The organism is Pedobacter agri (genome assembly GCF_032678665.1).
GTDB lineage: Bacteria > Bacteroidota > Bacteroidia > Sphingobacteriales > Sphingobacteriaceae > Pedobacter > Pedobacter agri_A.
In genome coordinates this window covers 269,834-289,971 of record NZ_JAVTSH010000007.1, presented here as the reverse complement: position 1 = coordinate 289,971, position 20,138 = coordinate 269,834, and the positions used below count along the sequence as shown (strand labels likewise).

The window sequence follows — 20,138 nt, the reverse complement described above, 5'->3', positions numbered from 1 at the left end:
GTTGTTTGTAGGTGCAAACATAAAAAAAGGGAATGGATAAAAATCCATTCCCTTTTTTTATGACTTTTTGGAAAGATACAGTCTATCTTACGATGACTAAAATCCGTATCTCAAACCAATTTGTGCCTGCCAAGGGTTACCCGTTGGTACCACAATTCCTGAGTTATTAATGCGGTAATTAAACTGACGATTTACAGTGTCGTAATTCGCTACTGCTGGGGTAGTAACACCTCCGGTTGTGCTTGCAGGAATACCTAAACCGTAAATTGCTTGTGTGCCTAGGTTTTCAGATGTTCCCCAGGTTTTTCTAAACAAGTTGGCCACATTGAATAAATCTCCAGAAATTTCAAGACTTTGTTTTCTATCAGCACCGAACTTAAACTGATAAGCAAGTCTTAAATCAATAGTACCATAAAAACCGTTGATTCCACCATTACGTTCGGCAAATGTACCTTCGTATTTCAAGATATAATCCTTTAAGCTCTGGCTTGCTAATGGATTATCTAATAATGCCTGCAAACCATTGCGAACATTTGCAGGAACGCTAGGATTATTTCTGTCAAAAATAAACGCCAAATCGTTTGTTGATACAAAATCGCCATTGGTATTTCCGCCAGATAATAAACTATACCTTGTTCCACCGATTGCTGAATAACGGATACCTGCTTTGATTCCGTAGAAGGATGGTAACGTACCATAAACCACCACTTTGTTGCGGAATTGACTATTAGAGTAAGTCATTTGGCTCAAGTTTCTTGGATCATCTACTACAGGCAATGATAATGTGGCAGAATTGGCTACGTTTCCGTTGTATGAAGTATTGTCTTTGGCGTCGTTCCAGGTATAACTGGCTGTGATTTCACCATCTTTAAAGTATCTCCAGGTACCATCAACCACAACAGCAAACTGATTTACTTTCCCTTTGCTGTTTAATTCCAATACCCTACCGAACGAAGCTGTAGTCAATCTTCCCGTTTTCCAATCCGCTACACCATTTGATGGGATAGAAGGAACAAACACACCTCTGTTACCTTCATTCGCTAAGGTGAAATATGGTGTTGCTGCCATGTTTCTGTCTACATACATGTAGTTGTTGCGGGCCAGGGTTGCAAAAGCTGTAATACCTAAACGAATTTTATCATTGATTAATTTACTGTATGATAAATTGGCTTTGTAAACCACAGGTAACTTCGCATCTTCAGCATAAGTATTAATTGTTGCTAATTGCGATGCCGCTAAAGTAGGTATTTGTCCTCCGTTTCTATAATCGTTAAAATTTGGGGCTGGAACAGCTGCGCCAGTTACATCAACAGTTCCGAAATGTTTTCCGTCGAAAGTTAGGTTGTTAATGGTTACATAATTATTAACATCTGAACCGAAAATACCAGCACCGAAACGTACATAATCCGTATGCTTCTCATTAACATCCCAGTTAAACTGGATACGTGGCTGAATCAAAAATTGCTTTAATTTGTGGTCTGTTCTTACGCCAATCGCATCAAATAATTGCTGGTTTAGGGGAGATGTTGGATAACTACTGTAATCAAGGCGTAAACCACCAGTGAAATCTAAGCCTTTGCCTAATTGCGTTTGCATCTGACCATAAATGGCTGAGTTCAATAGTTTACCAACCACCGTTGGATCAGCAACTAAAGGCACCTCTCTATAATAACGGTTTGCGATTAAGTTATCGAAGTTTTGTAATGACGTTTGTACGTTTCCTGCAGCGGCAGTACCCGAATTGGTAAACTCAAATCTTCCGTTAACTTCACTTCCGTATAATGATTTTGCATGCGTATACATGATATCCACACCAAAAGTGAATTTAATTTTATCGGTGTTGTAGTAAAGATTATCGACCAATTGGAAAACGTTATTTGTAAATCCTTCCTGACCAAAGCGATGTCCACCAATTTGGATGGCAGTAGTAACGTTGCTTCCGTTTGATAATGTTGAACCTAAGTTTCCTACAACTGCCCTTGGAATAGCGTATGACAATTGATCATTTTGTGTGCTCGCCTGGTAAGTGTATAAATGTTGAACTTTTAACTCATTTGTTACTTTACTGCTAATGGTAGAACGCAAGGTTGCCAATAAACTGTTATCAACGTTTTTATCGTTTCCGTAACTTTCATAAAAATTTATTGCTGTGTTATCAGCTAAGCCAAGTGGGTTTCTATCGTTTGTATAGTTGTCCCTAACGGTTAATAAATTCTTCTCATCAATTTGCCAATCTAAGCGAAGGAAACCTGCATCAGTACCTCTTTTTTTATCGAAAGAACCATATTGAGCGCTATTGGCCACGCCGTATTTGTTTCTGGCAACAGCTAAGAAGCTACCTAAAGTGGAATTTGTAACATTAAACCGAGCTTCATCAGCAAGAGAACCAATATCAGCAATAATTAATGGACGAGAATCTCTTTGATGATCCCAGCCTGCAAAATAATGTAATTTATCTTTAATGATTGGTCCGCCTAAGCTAAATCCGTATTGATAAGTAGAGAAATCGTTTACTCTTTTGTTTCCTCTGATGTCGTAACTACTGGCTAAAAAATCTGCTCGGTTGTAAGCAAATGCACTACCTGTTGTCTCGTTCGTTCCTGACTTGGTTACAGCGCTGATGGTTCCACCGCCGGCACGACCTAAACTTACATCGTATTGATTGGTAACTACTTTAAATTCGCGAACACTTTCAATGGAAATAGAGTATGGCGCACCACTTCGGCTGGTTGTACTTCCAGATGAAGTTGGGTTTTTTGCAGTCATACCATCAATGGTAAAGTTGGTAGAAGAACCTAACTGACCAGAGATACCACCTGGACCAGCCAATGGAGATAGATCGGTTAAACTAGAGAAGTTACGTCCGTTTACAGGCAACAAATTCATCGTCTTTGATGAAATTTCTGTTGAGGCGCCAAATTGTTGTGCCTTATTTCTCAGTGCAGAACCATTAACCTCAACACCACCTAGGTTTTGAGAAGTCTCTTGCATGTTGATAGCGATTTTTACGGCATCGCCCTGGTTTAGCATATAACCCGTTCTATTTTGTTCCGCATAACCAATGTAAATGGCTTTAACCGTATAAGGACCGCCCAATGGAAGTTCTTTAAAGGTGTATTCACCCTGTGCATTGGTGGATGTTCTGGTGGTAAAACCAGTTGAATTGTTTTTAATTTGAACTGAAACTCCAGGAATGGGCTTCTTCTGTTCATCCGTTATAATACCGGATATGGATGCTTGTGTAGTTTGTGCAATTGCTGAATGGGTAGCAAAAGACAATAGCAGCATCACTGCAACTAGTAAATTTTTCATCATTGTTTGATTTTTTAATAGGTTATGAAGCTTGCATGAGCTCGCAGAATATTGTTTGATGCTCATGCAGGTTTCATCATGATTAGTTCTGATTTTTATGATGCAAAATTGTAGTTGTAGTGTTAAGCTAAATTCGATTTTATGTTATCAAATGATTTATAAATTGTTTGTTTTATGGATTAATGTTAAAATAAATGCCATTGATTGTTTTTATCTATCGGCATCAATGCCTGCTGAAAGATAGATTTTCTTAATGCCTTAACGGTAAAAATTTTGACCATTAAGAAATTAAGGCATTAAGTTTGAAGTGACTCAATGTTGTCAGTTGGTATCAATGCCTATTGATAGATGGATAATTCGTATTTTCTTAATGCCTTAACGGTAAAATTTTTCTCTATCGGTTGGTGTCCTCACCAACCGAAATAAGTGATTAGGAAAACCTCATCAATATCTTATACTATATCTAATATTGTTTAATAGAGTCGTTTGGTGAGGACACCAACCGATAGGTCGGATGTTCTTATATTCTAATTCCTTAATGGTAAAAAAACGTGCTGATGAGACTGTGAAAATTCTTCATTGATCGAGTTCGCTTACTTCTGAAATCAGTTTTCTATATTTTTGACCATTAAGGAATTAAGGCATTTAGGTTTGAAGTGGTTTATAAATTCTCTATCGGTTGGTCTCCTCACCAACCGAAAATAAAAAACGGCCAATAAATTAATATTGGCCGTTCCTGTTAAATGAATATTCGCTTACTTTTTATCAGCTGTATACTTATCGCTGAATTTTTTATCCAGCTGTTTATGCAAATTATCCATGTTGATATCTCTTCCCTGAATAAACGCTTGCTCTACTTTATTGGTTCTCATGTCCAAAGCATCGCCAGCAGAAATAAAGAAAGTAGCATCTTTTCCAGGTTCAATGCTTCCGGTAGTTTTATCAACACCCATTACTTTTGCAGCATTTAGCGTGATGGTAGATAGTGCTTTCTCTTTATCCAAACCCCAGGCGGTAACTGTTCCAGCCATAAAAGGCAGGTTGCGCTGTTGCCAGTAACCGTCAATGCTTAGTACGACATTTAAACCTGCATTAGCCAAAACTGCCGCGTTTTTATAAGGCATATTAACATCATCATCGTTATTGTTTGGCAAAGCATGCGGCTGTTTAACTACCAGGCTAATGTTGTTTTCTTTTAAAAAATCAACTACTAAATAAGCTTCATCAGCGCCGGTTATTACTGGTGTAATGCCAAATTTTTTGGCAAAGTTTACGGCAGCAACAATATCCTTTTGACTATCAGCTGTGATAAACAATTTCTCCTCGCCAGAAAATACTTTTTTCATGGCATCAAAGCGGTTGTTGATTACTTCGGGTTTACCCATTTCTGAATAAGCCTTTGCTTCTGCGAAGAAAGAGGTTAACTGCGCAATTGCGGCCTGAGTCCTTTCCGCCAACATTTCTGCCGACATTTGCGGTCTGCCGAAACCCCCAAAGCCACCTCTAAAACGAGGCGTAACCGGCCAGCTCATGTGCATGGCATCATCAGTTTTAATGGCTGCATCTTCCCAGTTCCAGGCATCCAGTTGAACTACTGATGAACTTCCGGAAACCGTTCCACCTTGTGGCGTAGGTTGTGCCATCAAAACGCCATTGCTACGTAAAGTTGCCGGAACCTTCGAATCAGTATTGTAAGCAACGATAGAACGGATATGAGCGTTAAAATCGCCGATTTCCTGAAAGTCTAAAGTTGCTTTTACCGCCTCAATTTCAGTTAAACCTAAATTGGTTGTAGCTGCGATAAAACCTGGATAAACATGCTTTCCGGTGGCGACAATTCTGCTCACATCATCTTGTGGCACTTGTCCGTTTGCTGTAACCGAAATAATTTTTCCGTTACCAAAAAGAATGGTGCCATTTTCAATCACTGTTCCATTGCCAACATGAACGGTTGCACCGGTAATGGCGATGGTTTTGGTTTGTTTTTTCGCTGGCGAAATGTTTGCCTGGGCAAAACACATCAGGCTTGTTGCCGAAAAAGCCAGACTCATTAAATATTTTTTCATGTTAGTGTGCATGATCTTTCTCGGTTAATTCTGCTGAATAGTTTTCTAAAGTTTCGCAGTTATAAAGGCGTGGTGCATCACCCATTGGTCGTTGCATTCTGCCACCTTTACTTTTGCTTTCCAACATTTTTTGGATCAAACGGGCTTTTTCTGCTTGCTGAGTTTTAATTACCTGAGCATCTTTTTCAATGTCCCAGTAAGCGATACCGTCTACGAATGTTTTCTCTGCTTTTGCATAAATTGAAAGCGGATTAGCTGTCCAGATCACCACATCGGCATCTTTTCCAGGTTTTAAACTGCCAACCTTATCATCAATGTGTAGCATACGTGCAGGGTTCAATGTCACAAACTTTAAAGCATCCTCTTCCGGAACGTTTCCGTAAAGCACTGATTTTCCGGCTTCCTGGTTCAGGTGACGAGCCATTTCTGCATCATCAGAGTTGAAAGCTGTAGTTACACCAACGTTGTGCATAATTTTTCCATTGTAAGGAATCGCTTCAGCAACCTCATTTTTGTAAGCCCACCAATCTGAGAAAGTAGAACCTGCAATGCCATGCGCTTTCATTTTATCAGCCACTTTATAACCTTCTAAAATGTGCGTAAAAGTATTGATTTTAAATCCTAAGCTATCCGCTACGTGGATAAGCATGTTGATTTCGCTCTGTACATAAGAGTGACAGGTAATGAAACGTTTGTTGTTTAGGATTTCAACAATCGCATCCAATTCCAAATCTCTGCGAACGTTGCTGCCTTTTAACTTCATTGCCTTTTCGTATTCTTTTGCACGGGTAAATTCATCCACAAAAGTTTGCTCTACGCCCATACGGGTAACGGGGAAACGGGCACCTGTACCAAAGTTACTTTGTTTCACATTTTCGCCCAAAGCGAATTTGATGAAACCATCGGCACCAGCAAACTTCAATTCTTCGGGAGATTTACCCCAGCGAAGTTTAATCAATTGCGATTGGCCTCCAACCGGATTTGCTGACCCGTGTAAAATGTGAGAAGTAGTAACGCCACCAGCCAGTTGGCGATAAATATTTACATCTTCAGAGTTGATGATATCTGCAATGCGAACTTCGGCAGAAACCGATTGTGCGCCTTCATTTATACCGCCAGCGCCAGCAATGTGCGAATGCTCATCGATGATACCTGCCGTGATGTGTTTGCCTGTAGCATCAATCACCTTTGCGCCGCCGGCAGAAAGATTTTTTCCAACGGCTTTAATTTTTCCGTTCTCTAAAAGTACATCTGCATTTTGTAGAACGCCATCTTTTTCATTCGTCCACACAGTACCGTTTTTAATTAAAACAGTTTCTACTTTTGGTAGCTCTGCTGTGCCAAAAGCGGTGAAAGGATAAATTAATGAACCTACAGCCAGTGATGGTTTTGGTTCATCTTTTTTAGGCATTTCTTTCGCTGCTTCTTTGAAAGTTGCGGTAAACTTGCCGGTAGAACCATCAGCTAAAGCTGATTCGCCTTTGATGGTGATTGGGTTTGCTGAAGTAATGTATCCACTCAAGCGTACATCTCCTTTTGGATTTTTCTTCAGGTTGAAGTTAATACTAACCCAGTCGCCATTTCTGGTAAATGTTGCAGTAGTTTTTACACTATCCACACCAGTTCTTTCAATTGCAGCAGTAGAGCCACCACTTGTTCCGGTGATTTTTAAAGTTAAAGCACCAACGCCATCAACATTTAAGTTATAAGTTCCGCGTACGTCGCTTACATCCATTTTGTTAACAATGAAGCGTTTTCCCTGTACCCAGTTTTCGAAAATGATATTACCGTTTTTGAATAGGTTATCAGATGAAATGAGGAAGTTAGCCACTTTACCTTTTTCTAATGAACCTACTTTATCTCCAATTCCCAATAAATTGGCAGGAACTGTGGTTACGGCTAATAAAGCTTGTTTCTCGGTCAATCCGTTTTCAATCGCAGTGCGGATGTTTGTCCAGAAATCGCGGCTGTTTTCTAAACCAAAAGCAGTTAAAGCGAAATTAATGCCTGCTTTTTCTAAAGCTGCCGGATTAGTTGGAGCCAGTTCCCAACCTTTCATTTGTGATAAAGTTACGTTTCGGGCTTCGGCCGGATCTTCTACATCATACGCTTTTGGAAAAGATAGCGGGATGATTAAACTTGCACCAGTTGCTTTTATTTCATTGATGCGTTGATATTCATCGCCACCAGATTTAATAATGAATTTCTTGCCAAATTCTTTTCCGATTTTATCAGCACGAAGTACATTCTGCCAGCCATCAACCTCAAAAATTTGAGGAATGTTTTGCTGTTTTCCAAATTCATCCAAAGAGATATTATATTCATCTTTTTGTTTGCCGTACCAGGCTGCATCGTAATAAGTTTGACGCAACAAAGCGATTGACCCCATTAAAGAGGTAGGATAATCGTTTGATGAAGTTCCTTTGTTAAAGGAATAATTGGCTGCGGTTTGATCTTTCAAGATAACTGCATTATCAGCACCTTCATTAAGTGTTACAGCTGCAGAAACGCCACGGGCAATTCCATCGCGACTAATTACATTCACGCTTCCGAAACCAACTTTACGCAATTCATCGGCTTTTTTGGTATCAACTGAAAAAATATTTTTTACATAAGTTTCTGGTCTGATGGCTTCGTTCCAGCCATAAGCACCTTTTTTGGTAGAAACAAAAATAGATTGACGTTGCCCGCCAAAGCCACGGGTCTGAGCCGGTGCTTCAGCAATTCCATAATTGGAAAAAGCATCAACCAGTGAGGGATAAATAAATTTTCCTTTCAAATCAACTACCACATAACCTTTAGGTACAGCAACACCAGTGCCAACAGCCTGAATGGTTTGTCCTTTGATTAAAAGTGTAGCATTTGTTAAGGTTTGGTTGGCATTTACTACTATAGTTGCATTTGTAAAGGCAAACATTCCTGGCCGCGTATCAAAAGAGCCGTTTACAGGGAAGGTAGTTTGCTGTGCAAACATAATTGTAGTAGAAAATGCCATCGCAATAGCGAGTAAAATTTTCTTCATGATCAGTTTGGGGGTTTATTTTGTTTAAAACTAATATAAATTAGCGTTGGTTGAGTAGAATATCCTATTTTTTACAATTAATGCCTATTTTTGGACAAACATATTCTATAAAAATGTATAGTATCTTAAAATCTGCGCACTCTGGATGGCGCTACATCGTATTAATTTTATTAGTTATTGCAGTTGTAAATGCTTTATCGGGTTGGTTTGGTAAAAAAACTTACACAGAAGGTAATCGCAAATTAAATGTGTTTACGCTAATAAGTGCACACATTCAGTTTTTGATTGGCTTAGTACTTTATTTTTTAAGTCCGCTTACTAAATTACCAATGAGCGATGCGATTGGCAGATACTTTAAGGCAGAGCACACCGCAATGATGATTGTTGCCATTGTTTTAATTACTGTTGGTAATGCAAAATCAAAAAGAGTTGCAGATGCAGTAGACAAACACCGTAATATTGCTATTTTCTTCGGATTGGCGTTGGTATTAATTGTAGTTTCAATTTTGGTGATGACGAAAAATGTTCCTGGAAGATCATTTTTTGGGGTTTCTTAACCTTCTAATAAAATCGCGACCGAGGTTTCCAAAACGGTTGCAATTTTGAATAATCTCTCTAATATTTGTCTATTGTATTTATTTATCAGTTGAGTACTAAGTTATGATTGGCACATTCGGAATTTTGATTTTAATATACTCACTTTTTACAATTTGTATTACGTTAGTTTCTCATCGCGATTTTTTTAAAAGAAATTTTAATACAACTGAAGAAAAAAATAAGTGGCGAAAAAAAATATTCAGTACATGGACTGGAAAATTTGAGTATTTCTTTAGAATTGTACTTACTGGCAATAAAAAGATTAAAAACTTTCAATAACTATTTTCACAAATATTTCCATTATTCAAAATTCTTTATATTTTTGTCGCTCATGATCAACAATATACATACATGGCTTTGGCAAAGTAATTCAAAACAGAATTGCGCCGGCTGCGTATGAGGAAAATATTTTTTATCAACCTAAACCTTAAAGAACCATTAAAGCCCGGCGTAGAACCACACGCCGGGCTTTTATTTTTTAATAATAAATCCCGTTATTGCGAGACACGAAACAATCTTAATAGATAGCAGGTGTCAACGCTTAAGCAATGAGATTGCTTCGTACCTCGCAATGACGGCAATACCGTAAAAAAATGTACAGAATAAATACTACTTACAAAAAACTACTTGCCGATACCACCACACCTGTAAGCATTTATCTTCGCTTACGTGATGTTTATCCGAACAGTATTTTGCTGGAGAGTTCAGATTACCATAGCAGAGAAAATTCGATGAGTTTTGTTTGTGCCGACCCGGTTGCCGGAATTATCTTGAAGGGAAAACGATTGGAAACATATTTTCCGGATGGTACCGTTGGCATTACGGAAAGCAAAAACCTGATGCAGGAGATTGCAGATTTTAAGGATAAGTTTAAAGAGACTGAACTGCCTGAAATCAAATTCATATCAAGCGGGCTTTTTGGATATTTTACCTGGAATGCCGTGCAGCATTTTGAGGATATTAAATTTACTTCTGAAACCCCAGAGGGAGAAGAAATCCCTGAAATGCAATACCATTTATACCGTTATCTCATCGCGATTGATCATTTTAAAAATGAAATTACGCTTTTCAAAAACACGTTCGATGGGGAGGAAGAAAGTGATTTAGATAAAATGGAGTACCTGATTCAGAATAAAAATTATCCTGAATACAAATTCCAGCTTCGGGGGGAAGAAACTTCTAACCTAACCGATCAGGGCTTTATGGATCTGGTAGAGAAACTACAAAAACATATTTATCGTGGTGATGTATTTCAGATTGTGCCTTCAAGAGCGTTTAAGCAGGCTTTTTCTGGTGATGAATTTAATGTTTACCGTTGTTTAAGATCGATTAATCCATCGCCTTACCTGTTCTATTTCGATTATGGAAATTTTAAGCTTTTTGGTTCATCGCCTGAAGCACAAATCACTATTAAAAATAATACGGCCAATATTTTTCCAATTGCAGGAACTTTTAAGCGTAGTGGAAATGATATTGAGGATGCTGAACAAGCTAGAAAATTGGAGCAGGACCCAAAAGAAAGTGCCGAACATGTAATGCTGGTAGATTTAGCCAGAAATGATTTGAGTCGCCATTGCAACCGGGTAGAAGTGAAATCATTCAAGGAAGTTCAGTATTATTCGCATTTAATTCACCTGGTGAGTAAAGTAAGCGGTCATTTACAGGAAAATGTAAGTGCTTTTGATGTGGTTGCCGATACCTATCCGGCAGGAACCTTAAGTGGTGCGCCGAAATATAAAGCCATGCAATTAATTGATGAAAACGAAAAGTTGGGGCGTAATTTTTATGCCGGTGCAATTGGTTTTATGGGCTTTAACGAAGATTTTAATCATGCCATCATGATCAGAACGTTTATGAGTAAAAATAATGAACTGCATTACCGGGCTGGTGCGGGTATTGTGGCAGATTCAGTTCCTGAAACTGAAATGCAGGAAGTGAATAATAAAATTGCTGCCTTACGTAAGGCGCTAGAAATGGCGGAAGGCGTTTAGTTAGCAATGATCAGTTCAAAGTTGGCAGTTAAAAGAAGAAGAAATTTCAATGGAAAATAAAGATAGAAAGACCGTATTGGTAATCGATAACTATGATAGTTTCACTTACAACCTGGTTCATTTAATTAATGAGGTAGGTTACGAAGCTGTGGTTTGGAGGAATGATAAATTCGACCTGGCGGATGTAGCGCAATATGATAAAATTCTGCTTTCTCCTGGTCCGGGCATTCCGGAAGAGGCTGGTTTATTATTGGATGTAATTAAAACTTATGCGCCTACAAAAAGTATTTTTGGAGTGTGTTTAGGTCAGCAGGCCATTGCCGAGGCTTTTGGCGGAACGCTTTTAAACCTGGGGAGACCCATGCATGGCATTGCGACACCGGTTACCGTTGTGGATGGCGATGAGCCATTATTCTGGGAATGTCCGCAAACCATTAACGTGGGCCGTTACCACAGCTGGGTAGTGAGCAAAGAGAATTTTCCATCTTGTTTAAAGATTACAGCGAGAGATCATAAAAGTGAAATCATGGCTTTGAGACATGAAACCTTGGATGTTCGTGGGGTGCAATTTCATCCTGAAAGCGTATTAACTGAGCATGGAAAACAAATGATGGAGAATTGGTTGACAACCCCCTAGCCCCCTAAAGGGGGAACAATACGGAACGTCGAAAAACAAAATTAACTATTGCAAAACAAATAAATAAGCTATGAACGCCGGATATTCAAAACCCCCTTTAGGGGGTGGGGGGTCTATTTTAGATAAAATCGTATTACGTAAAAAAGAAGAAGTTGCGGATGCTAAGCGGCTGATTTCTATACAGGATTTGGAAAAGGCTGAACACTTCAAACGTACGCCTTATTCTTTTAAAGAGTTTTTGTTGGCTGAAGACAGAACCGGAATTATTGCAGAGTTCAAACGCCGTTCGCCTTCAAAGGGATTAATAAACGGCGTTGCTGATGTTGCTGAAGTAACTCAGGCGTATAATACTGCTGGTGCATCAGCGCTTTCTGTTTTAACCGATGTTGTTTTTTTTGGCGGAAAAACGGATGATATTTTAGCGGCAAGGGCGGTAAATCAGATCCCTATTCTTCGCAAGGATTTTATGATTGATGAGTACCAGATTTTAGAAGCAAAAGCCTGGGGCGCTGATATTATTTTATTGATTGCGGCTATCCTGACACCAAAACAGATTGCAGATTTAGGGAAGTTTGCGCAAAACCTGGGGTTAAACGTTTTGCTGGAAGTTCATAATTTGGAGGAATTGGAAAGAAGTATTTGCTCAAATCTGGATGCCATTGGTGTGAATAACCGGAACCTGGCTGATTTTACGGTAGATATTCAAACATCATTCGATTTGGTAAACAGAATTCCTGATGAATTTTTGAAAATTTCGGAAAGCGCCATCAGCAATCCTGAAACCATTAGAAACCTAAAAACCGCTGGTTTCAATGGGTTTTTGATCGGCGAAAATTTTATGAAAACCAATGATCCCGGCGCTTCAATAAAAGAATTTGTTGCGCAAATTTAAAGCATCATATGCGCAGCTTTTTGTCAGTTTGAGCCTGTCGAAGACCAATCTTTGGCGTTTCGACAAGCTCAACGTGACAAATCTCTAGAAAATATGGCGTGATATCATCGTTAAATTCCTAAAATCTAAAGTGTCACGCTGTTAATGTCTTCTATTTTTTCTTTCTGAAACAAACCATAAACGTTGTTGTTAAATAGTGGAGTAATCTTAATTATTTAACCAACAAATTGTTTTATGCAGTATCTCGACCATTTTTTCGGTTATCCTATTCCTATTTTTATCAAGAACTTAATTATCGGGATAGCCGCAATTTTACTTGGACTACTGATCAAATTCGTCATTCATAAAATCTTTCTTATGCTTTCTCGTTGGTGGGATTCAGTGATTATAAAATCCACCATCAAACATCTTCGCAGGCCAATTGCTGTTTTCATTCCTTTGCTCTTGCTAAATTCATCACTTGATATTATGGTGATGCCGGCTTCGGTTCGATTGCACCTAGATAAGATGCTCGAAATTGCGCTTACGGCAATTTTTGCGCTAATATTAGTCAGGCTGATTAACGTACTGGAAGATTTTTTTTACCTCAAATATGATCTCAATAAAGAAAATAATTTAAAGGAACGTAAAATCCGGACACAGCTACAGTTTGTTAGAAAGTTTATTGTTTCGCTGATTATTATAATTACTGCCGCTATTATTTTGTTGAGTTTTGAAAGCATGCGCAAAATCGGTGCAGGTTTACTTACCGGAGTTGGCATTGGTGGAATTATCATTGGTTTCGCCGCACAAAAATCTCTGGGAAATTTACTGGCAGGTTTTCAGATTGCTTTTACGCAGCCCATCCGGATTGATGATGTGTTAATTGTAGAAGGAGAATGGGGGAGAGTGGAAGAAATAACCCTGACTTATGTTGTTGTGAGTATCTGGGATCAGCGGAGATTGATTTTACCCATCACGTACTTCATTGAAAAACCCTTTCAAAACTGGACCAGGGTTTCGGCAGATTTGCTGGGAACAGTCTTTTTATATATGGATTACACCATTCCGATTGAACCCTTGCGCCAGGAACTAACGAGGCTTTTAACAACTAATTCCCTATGGGATAAAAGAGTAAATGTGGTTCAGGTTACAGATACAAATAAAGATGGCTCAATTGAGATCAGGTTTTTAATGAGTGCTTCTAATTCTTCAAGAGCTTTCGATTTACGCTGTAACGTCCGCGAAGCGATGATCACTTTTATCCAAAATAACTATCCTGAAAGCTTACCAAAAACAAGGCTGGAACATAAAGATAAGTTTGCAGGGTTGTAGTTTTACCACCTAAGACACCTGAATTATACTGAGGTGTCTTAGGTGGTGAAATTTATTTAAACAAGCCTTTCAGCTTTGCTAATTTCTCCTGCAAATCGCCGTCAGCATCTTTTTTCGCCTGTTGCGGTTTTGGGGCAAAATTCCTGGATCTTTGCTCGCTGCTCTTTGCTCCTTGATCTTTATTCCTTGCTCCTTGTTCCTTATTCTTTGCTCCTTGATCCTTACTCTTTGTTCCTTGTTCTTTACTCCTTACTCCTTGTTCCTTATTCCTTACTCCTTCTGGTTTCGGACTATTTTCAGTTTTCATCGATAAGGATATGCGCTTGCGGGCAGCATCAACTTCCATTACGGTAACCTCCACTTTCTGATGTACTTTAACAATATCATTTGGATTGGCCACAAAACGGTTTGCCAGTTGACTGGTATGCACTAAACCATCCTGATGCACCCCAATATCAACAAAAGCACCGAAATTGGTAATGTTGGTTACAATTCCAGGTAATTTCATTCCTATTCTTAAATCGCTGATTTCATTTACGCCATCGGTAAAGCTAAAAGCTTCGAAAGCTTCACGCGGATCGCGGCCTGGTTTAGCCAACTCTTTTAAGATATCATTCAATGTAGGCAAACCAATCTCATCGGTAACATATTGTTGCGGCTTAATTTGCTTTTGCAATTGTGCATCTTTCATTAGGGCAGAAACTGTTGTGCCTAAATCTTTGGCCATTTTATCAACTACCGCATATCGCTCCGGATGCACGCCACTCACATCTAAAACGTTTTCAGCATTGCGGATGCGTAAAAAACCAGCCGCCTGCTCATAAGCTTTATCTCCCAATCGAGGAACTTTCTTTAAGCTTTCGCGATTTTTAAAAGCACCATTAGCATTTCGGTAATCAACAATATTTTGCGCCAAAGTTGGCCCTAAGCCAGAAACATACGCTAAAATTTGTTTCGATGCCGTGTTCAATTCAACCCCAACTGCATTTACCGCACTTATTACAGTATCATCTAAACTGGCCTGTAATTTATTTTGATCAACATCATGCTGATATTGTCCAACACCTATTGATTTCGGGTCGATTTTTACCAGTTCCGCCAGTGGATCCATCAAGCGGCGACCGATAGAAACCGCTCCACGAACGGTAATATCCTGAGTTGGAAACTCTTCTCTGGCTACTTCCGATGCAGAATAAATAGATGCACCACTTTCATTAACCATTACGATGGTAACTTGTGGTAAATTCAAACCACGAATAAACGCTTCGGTTTCTCTGCCAGCAGTTCCGTTACCAATGGCAATGGCCTCCACATCATGTTTTTCGCAAAGCTGCTGAATGGTTAATTCGGCATTCTTCACATTGCCTTGCCCCGTGTGCGGGTAAATGGCCGTATTTTCTAAAAGCTGCCCTTGTTTATCTAAACAAACAACCTTACAGCCTGTACGAAATCCTGGGTCAATCGCCAACACATTTTTTTGCCCCATTGGTGCAGCAAGCAATAACTGGCGGGCATTTTCTGCAAAAACTCGAATGGCCTCTTCATCTGCTTTTTGCTTGGTTAAAACGCGAAGTTCGGTTTCCATAGCGGGCTCTAACAAACGTTTGTAGCCATCTTCTAAAGCTTGCTGAACTTGTTTCGAGGCAGCATTGTTGCCCAAAACAAACTGGTTTTCGAGCAATTCAATTGCGCCTTCTGCCGGTGGCAAAGCATCCAAACGTAAAATCAACTCTTTCTCACCACGGCGCATGGCCAAAACACGGTGCGATGCAGCAGTTTTAACGGGCTCATTCCACTCAAAATAGTCCTTGTATTTAATGCCTTCCTCTTCTTTTCCTTTAATTACCTCCGATTTAAATTCTGCCTTTTCCTGAAAGTAAGTCCGCATTTTGGTTCGGGCTTCAGCATTTTCAGAAATCATTTCTGCCATAATATCTCTTGCACCAGCCAATGCTTCTTCCAGAGAATTTACCCCTTTTTCAGTATCAACATACTTGTCTGCTTCAGCGTCTAAATCAAAGTGCTTCTGATCAAAAACTTGCAATGCCAAAGGCTCCAAACCTTTTTCTTTTGCTACAGATGCACGGGTTTTACGTTTCGGTTTGTACGGAAGATATATATCCTCCAGAAGTGAAATGGTTTCCGCTTCGTTAATTTTCTTTTCCAGTTCGGGCGTCAGTTTTCCGAGCTCGGTCATCGATTTCAAAATCGCTTCGCGGCGTTTATCTAAATCGCGTAATTGTAGTACCCTATCGCGGATGGCAGCCACCTCAACCTCATCTAAACTTCCGGTTAATTCTTTTCGGTAACGGGAAATAAAAGGTACGGTTGCGCCTTCATCCAACAGGCTCACTGTAGCCGTAACTTGTTTTTCTGCAATTTTTAATTCTGCAGCTATGATTTTATGATGAGCTAACATATCAAGATTTTCAATTTTAAAGGAAGCAAAGCTAATCAGGATTTACGGAATTTAAGGATTTTTAAAATCAAGTTTTCCACCGGAAAATGTGAGGAAATTTTTATTTTCGGTTGGAGGAGACACCAACTGATGAGGGACATTTCAACAAAACCACTTCAAACCTTAATGCTTAATTTCTTAATGGTCAAAATAGAGAACTGATCTCGGAAGTGAGCGTACCCAATCGGTGAAGAATTTTCGCATTGGTATTAGCGCATTTTTTTACCATTAAGGAATTGAGAAAATAAGAACATCCGACTTATCCGTTAGTGTCATCACCAATCGATTCTCGTAAATCATATTAGATACAGCGTAAGATATTGATGTGGTTTCCTAACCACTTATTTTGGTTGGTGGGGACAACAACTGATGAGGGACATTTCAACAAAACCACTTCAAACCTTAATGCCCTCAATTTCTTAATGGTCAAAATAGAGAACTGATCTCGGAAGTGAGTGTACCCAATCAGTGAAGAATTTTCGCATTGGTATTAGCGCATTTTTTTACCATTAAGGAATTGAGAAAATAAGAACATCCGGCTTATCCGTTAGTGTCATCACCAACCGACTCTCGTAAATCATATTAGATATAGCGTAAGATATTGATGTGGTATTCCTAACCACTTATTTCGGTTGGTGGGGACACCAACCGATAGAGAAAAACCTTAATGCCTTAATTTCTTAATGGTCAAAATAGAGAACTGATCTCTGAAGTGAGCGTACCCAATCGGTGAAGAATTTTCGCATTGGTATTAGCGCATTTTTTTACCATTAAGGAATTGAGAAAATAAGAACATCCGACTTATCCGTTAGTGTCATCGCCAACCGACTCTAGTAAATCATATTAGATACAGCGTAAGATATTGATGTGGTTTTCCTAACCACTTATTTCGGTTGGTGGGGACACCAACCGAAAGAGAATTTTATCTGATAAAATTGTATGTGAATATAATTTCGCAAGATCATTAAAATTTGAAAAGCAATAACAGCAGTCAAATTAATGTTCGTCTGGCTTTCCGCTAAATGCCCGATGAAAAATCGGGCGATACCGCTGCAATCCAGTTTAGGTGGACAGGTAAATGCAACTATTTGCAGTTGCATAGCTTACCATATTATTACCTGTTTTGAAGGGATAATAAAAAAAGGCCTGTTCTCACAGGCCATTTTAGTTAATACATTAAAAATATCGTTGGTTTTTTATGAAGATCGATTTCCTCCTTGCGCCAGTTGTATACGCTTTGAGTTTTAATAAATTCATCTTCGGCAGTTAGGTTGCTGGCCACACAAATTTGTGTGTTGGGTTTGCAACTTTTAAGTACTTCTTCAAAAAGTTGGTTATTTCTGAAAGGCGTTTCAATAAAAATTTGTGTTTGCTTATAACGGCTGGCTGACAGATCTAAATCCTTAATACGTTTAGTGCGCTGTTCCTTATCAATGGGCAAGTATCCCCAAAAAGCAAAACTCTGTCCATTAAAGCCTGAAGCCATTAATGCCAATAAAATTGAACTTGGGCCAACCAGCGGCACTACCTTAATGCCACGTCTGTGTGCTTCGGCTACAATATCGGCACCAGGATCTGCAATACCGGGGCAACCTGCTTCACTCATTAAACCCACATCTTTTCCTGCTTTCAGCTCATTAAAAAATTGCCCTAAGTCGGTACGGTTATGTTTTCCATAATCATGTACAATTAAATCTTTCTGAGGAGTTTTCAAACCTGCCTCTTTTAAAAAGCGACGAGCTGTTTTACTGTTTTCTACAATATAGGTGTCAATTTGGTTAATGGTATCAACCAAATAGGGCGTAAAGGTTTTGTGTGCTACCTCTTTAGCAAGAGGAACAGGAATAAGATATAAAGTGCCGTTCTGCATGTTGCAAAAATAGGTACAATAAACAGAATTTTAGTTTTAAAGTTTTGCTCGAGCCCAATATAATCTCTTTTGTAAACAGTGGTGTAGCAAATTTTATTTCTAAATGACTTATTTTCTGCACAATTATCACGTTTATAAAACGTTAAATAATAGTTAAATATGCTTTAATTGGCATGATTTGGCAGAAAACTAAAAAACTATGCAAGCATATTAAACCTTGCTAATTTTTGGTTCTCTAATTGATACACACAAGTTAGGTTATTAAAATAAACACACAAATGAAAACACTGAAAAAATCGGCAGTTGTGCTGGGGCTTTTTGGGCTTCTTGTCGGAACCACCACCTTAGTCAGGGCACAAGACTACCAGGATAGCTACCAGGATGATGGTTACAGCACTGGGAACATTTCCATGCAAACTTTTTACGATGAATTAAGCCCTTATGGAACCTGGATTCAGGATCCGCAGTACGGTTATGTATGGCGTCCGGATGTAGATCAGAATGAGTTCCGCCCTTACTATACCAATGGGCGTTGGGCCATGACAGAATATGGCAATACCTGGGTTTCCAATTATGATTGGGGTTGGGCGCCATTTCACTATGGCCGTTGGGTAATAAACAGTTATCGCCAGTGGATTTGGCTGCCAGATACCAACTGGGGACCAGCATGGGTTGATTGGAGAAGTGGTGATGGTTATTACGGCTGGGCACCAATGGCGCCAAGCATTAACATCAACCTAAGCTTTGGCCGCCGTTACGTGGTACCAGAATTTTGCTGGAACTTTATTCCGCAAAGAAATATTTACATTAATACCTTTCCAAGATATGATTACGGCCGTAACAATGTTTATATCCGCAACACCACTATCATTAACAACACTTATGTTTACAACAGAAGAAGTTACTATGGCGGTCCAAGGATGGAAGATATTAGAAGAGCGACTAATCGTGATGTAACAGTTTATCGTTATGCGCAAAGTAATCGCCCGGGTGCAAGTAGAGTAGGCGGAAGGGAAGTGTCGATTTACCGACCAAGGCCAGAACGTAATGCAGTTGATAATCGCAATGCTGCGCCAAAAAAATTTGAACAAGGAAATGCAGGAATTAGCAGGGGCGGTAGAAATGAAGGCTATGCAAATCGTGATCAAAGAGGCAGAGATAACAATGCCAATCGTGGCACTAATGAACAACGAGGAAACAACGATAACCGCTTTGGTTCTAGAAATGATAACCGCAACGGCAGAGGTAACGATGCAAATGTTGGCAGAGATAATCAACCTAACAATAGGGGTGAGGCTTATGACCGCAATGCCAACGGAAGAACAAGCCGCGGAAATACCAATGGAATTGAGCAAAGAAATGGTGATGCGAATGTGAACAGAAGTCAGGATCAGCAGCGTTCGGAGCAAATGCGCCAGCAGCGTAACCAGCAAGATCGCATGAGCCAGGATCAGCAACGTGCTCAACGTGAAGTGAGGGGAAATGACGAGCGCTCACAACAAATGCAGCGTCAACGTGCTGAGCAAGCCGCTCAACAGAACTCGCAACGTAACGAGCAGATGCAACAACAACGTTCACAGCAAATGGAACAGCAAAGGGCTCAACGTAATGAGCAGATGCAACAGCAACGTTCACAGCAAATGGAACAGCAAAGGGCTCAACGTAATGAGCAGATGCAACAACAACGTTCGCAGCAAATGGAACAGCAAAGGGCTCAACGTAATGAGCAGATGCAACAACAACGTTCTCAGCAAATGGAACAGCAAAGGGCTCAACGCGATGCACAACAACAGCAACAAAGGGCCCAACAACAACAACAAATGCAACAACGCCAGGAACAAAGAAGAACTGAAGCAGCACCTCAGCAACAAAGAGGGGGCGGCGAAAGAAGCGGCTCTGAAGGAGGAAGACCATCGAGAGGTGGACGAGGATAGATGGATTGAAAGTCCCGATGAAAATCGGGACTTTTTTATGGGTAT

Annotated in this window: 11 protein-coding genes; 6 read left to right on the top strand and 5 right to left on the bottom strand. The window is 39.6% G+C overall.

Going from position 1 to position 20,138, the window contains the following annotated elements; translation table 11 throughout:
- Positions 1–96 precede the first annotated feature (96 nt).
- From R2Q70_RS16060 to R2Q70_RS16050, 3 genes are all read right to left on the bottom strand, one after another.
- Entirely contained in the window at positions 97–3,315 is a 3,219-nt protein-coding gene (locus tag R2Q70_RS16060) for a TonB-dependent receptor (RefSeq protein WP_316808564.1), read from the bottom strand.
- Positions 3,316–4,067: 752 nt separating this feature from the next.
- Positions 4,068–5,378: an amidohydrolase family protein gene (locus R2Q70_RS16055; protein ID WP_316808563.1), complete on the bottom strand. Its 1,311-nt coding sequence runs from the start codon at positions 5,376–5,378 to the stop codon at positions 4,068–4,070.
- 1 nt (position 5,379) lies between these two features.
- On the bottom strand, positions 5,380–8,400 hold the full coding sequence (locus R2Q70_RS16050; protein WP_316808562.1) for an amidohydrolase family protein: 3,021 nt from the start codon (positions 8,398–8,400) through the stop codon (positions 5,380–5,382).
- Positions 8,401–8,513: 113 nt separating this feature from the next.
- Here R2Q70_RS16050 and R2Q70_RS16045 point away from each other — a divergent pair, with 113 nt between their 5' ends.
- The 5 genes from R2Q70_RS16045 to R2Q70_RS16025 all read left to right on the top strand — a co-directional run bounded on the left by R2Q70_RS16045 (position 8,514) and on the right by R2Q70_RS16025 (position 13,831).
- A complete protein-coding gene (locus tag R2Q70_RS16045) occupies positions 8,514–8,957 on the top strand; it encodes a cytochrome B (protein WP_316808561.1) in 444 nt (147 codons plus the stop codon).
- Between the two features lie 633 nt (positions 8,958–9,590).
- Positions 9,591–10,988 (top strand): anthranilate synthase component I family protein, encoded by a 1,398-nt coding sequence (locus R2Q70_RS16040; RefSeq protein WP_316808560.1) that lies wholly within the window; start codon positions 9,591–9,593, stop codon positions 10,986–10,988.
- A 49-nt stretch (positions 10,989–11,037) separates the two neighbouring features.
- Positions 11,038–11,625: an aminodeoxychorismate/anthranilate synthase component II gene (locus R2Q70_RS16035; protein ID WP_316808559.1), complete on the top strand. Its 588-nt coding sequence runs from the start codon at positions 11,038–11,040 to the stop codon at positions 11,623–11,625.
- 70 nt (positions 11,626–11,695) lie between these two features.
- Positions 11,696–12,517 carry an indole-3-glycerol phosphate synthase TrpC gene (gene trpC / locus R2Q70_RS16030; RefSeq protein ID WP_316808558.1) on the top strand — a complete coding sequence of 274 codons (822 nt, stop codon included), beginning with the start codon at positions 11,696–11,698 and terminating at the stop codon, positions 12,515–12,517.
- A 234-nt stretch (positions 12,518–12,751) separates the two neighbouring features.
- Complete coding sequence (locus R2Q70_RS16025; RefSeq protein ID WP_316808557.1) at positions 12,752–13,831, top strand: mechanosensitive ion channel family protein; 1,080 nt, start codon at positions 12,752–12,754, stop codon at positions 13,829–13,831.
- A 52-nt stretch (positions 13,832–13,883) separates the two neighbouring features.
- On the opposite strand, the gene R2Q70_RS16020 is transcribed toward R2Q70_RS16025, so the two are convergent.
- The gene (locus R2Q70_RS16020) at positions 13,884–16,250 is read right to left on the bottom strand and encodes a Tex family protein (protein WP_316808556.1); all 2,367 of its coding nucleotides are present in this window, start codon (positions 16,248–16,250) and stop codon (positions 13,884–13,886) included.
- A 1,207-nt stretch (positions 16,251–17,457) separates the two neighbouring features.
- Complete coding sequence (locus tag R2Q70_RS16015) at positions 17,458–18,159, bottom strand: SAM-dependent methyltransferase (protein WP_316808555.1); 702 nt, start codon at positions 18,157–18,159, stop codon at positions 17,458–17,460.
- Between the two features lie 278 nt (positions 18,160–18,437).
- Between R2Q70_RS16015 and R2Q70_RS16010 the strand changes: the two genes are divergently transcribed.
- Positions 18,438–20,093: a DUF6600 domain-containing protein gene (locus tag R2Q70_RS16010; protein WP_316808554.1), complete on the top strand. Its 1,656-nt coding sequence runs from the start codon at positions 18,438–18,440 to the stop codon at positions 20,091–20,093.
- The last annotated feature ends 45 nt before the right edge of the window (positions 20,094–20,138 follow it).

Bases quoted from the DNA above. Each gene is read 5' to 3' on its own strand.
- R2Q70_RS16060 (WP_316808564.1), bottom strand. From the start codon at position 3,315: ATGATGAAAAATTTACTAGTTGCAGTGATGCTGCTATTGTCTTTTGCT.
- R2Q70_RS16055 (WP_316808563.1), bottom strand. From the start codon at position 5,378: ATGAAAAAATATTTAATGAGTCTGGCTTTTTCGGCAACAAGCCTGATG.
- R2Q70_RS16050 (WP_316808562.1), bottom strand. From the start codon at position 8,400: ATGAAGAAAATTTTACTCGCTATTGCGATGGCATTTTCTACTACAATT.
- R2Q70_RS16045 (WP_316808561.1), top strand. From the start codon at position 8,514: ATGTATAGTATCTTAAAATCTGCGCACTCTGGATGGCGCTACATCGTA.
- R2Q70_RS16040 (WP_316808560.1), top strand. From the start codon at position 9,591: ATGTACAGAATAAATACTACTTACAAAAAACTACTTGCCGATACCACC.
- R2Q70_RS16035 (WP_316808559.1), top strand. From the start codon at position 11,038: ATGGAAAATAAAGATAGAAAGACCGTATTGGTAATCGATAACTATGAT.
- trpC (WP_316808558.1), top strand. From the start codon at position 11,696: ATGAACGCCGGATATTCAAAACCCCCTTTAGGGGGTGGGGGGTCTATT.
- R2Q70_RS16025 (WP_316808557.1), top strand. From the start codon at position 12,752: ATGCAGTATCTCGACCATTTTTTCGGTTATCCTATTCCTATTTTTATC.
- R2Q70_RS16020 (WP_316808556.1), bottom strand. From the start codon at position 16,250: ATGTTAGCTCATCATAAAATCATAGCTGCAGAATTAAAAATTGCAGAA.
- R2Q70_RS16015 (WP_316808555.1), bottom strand. From the start codon at position 18,159: ATGCAGAACGGCACTTTATATCTTATTCCTGTTCCTCTTGCTAAAGAG.
- R2Q70_RS16010 (WP_316808554.1), top strand. From the start codon at position 18,438: ATGAAAACACTGAAAAAATCGGCAGTTGTGCTGGGGCTTTTTGGGCTT.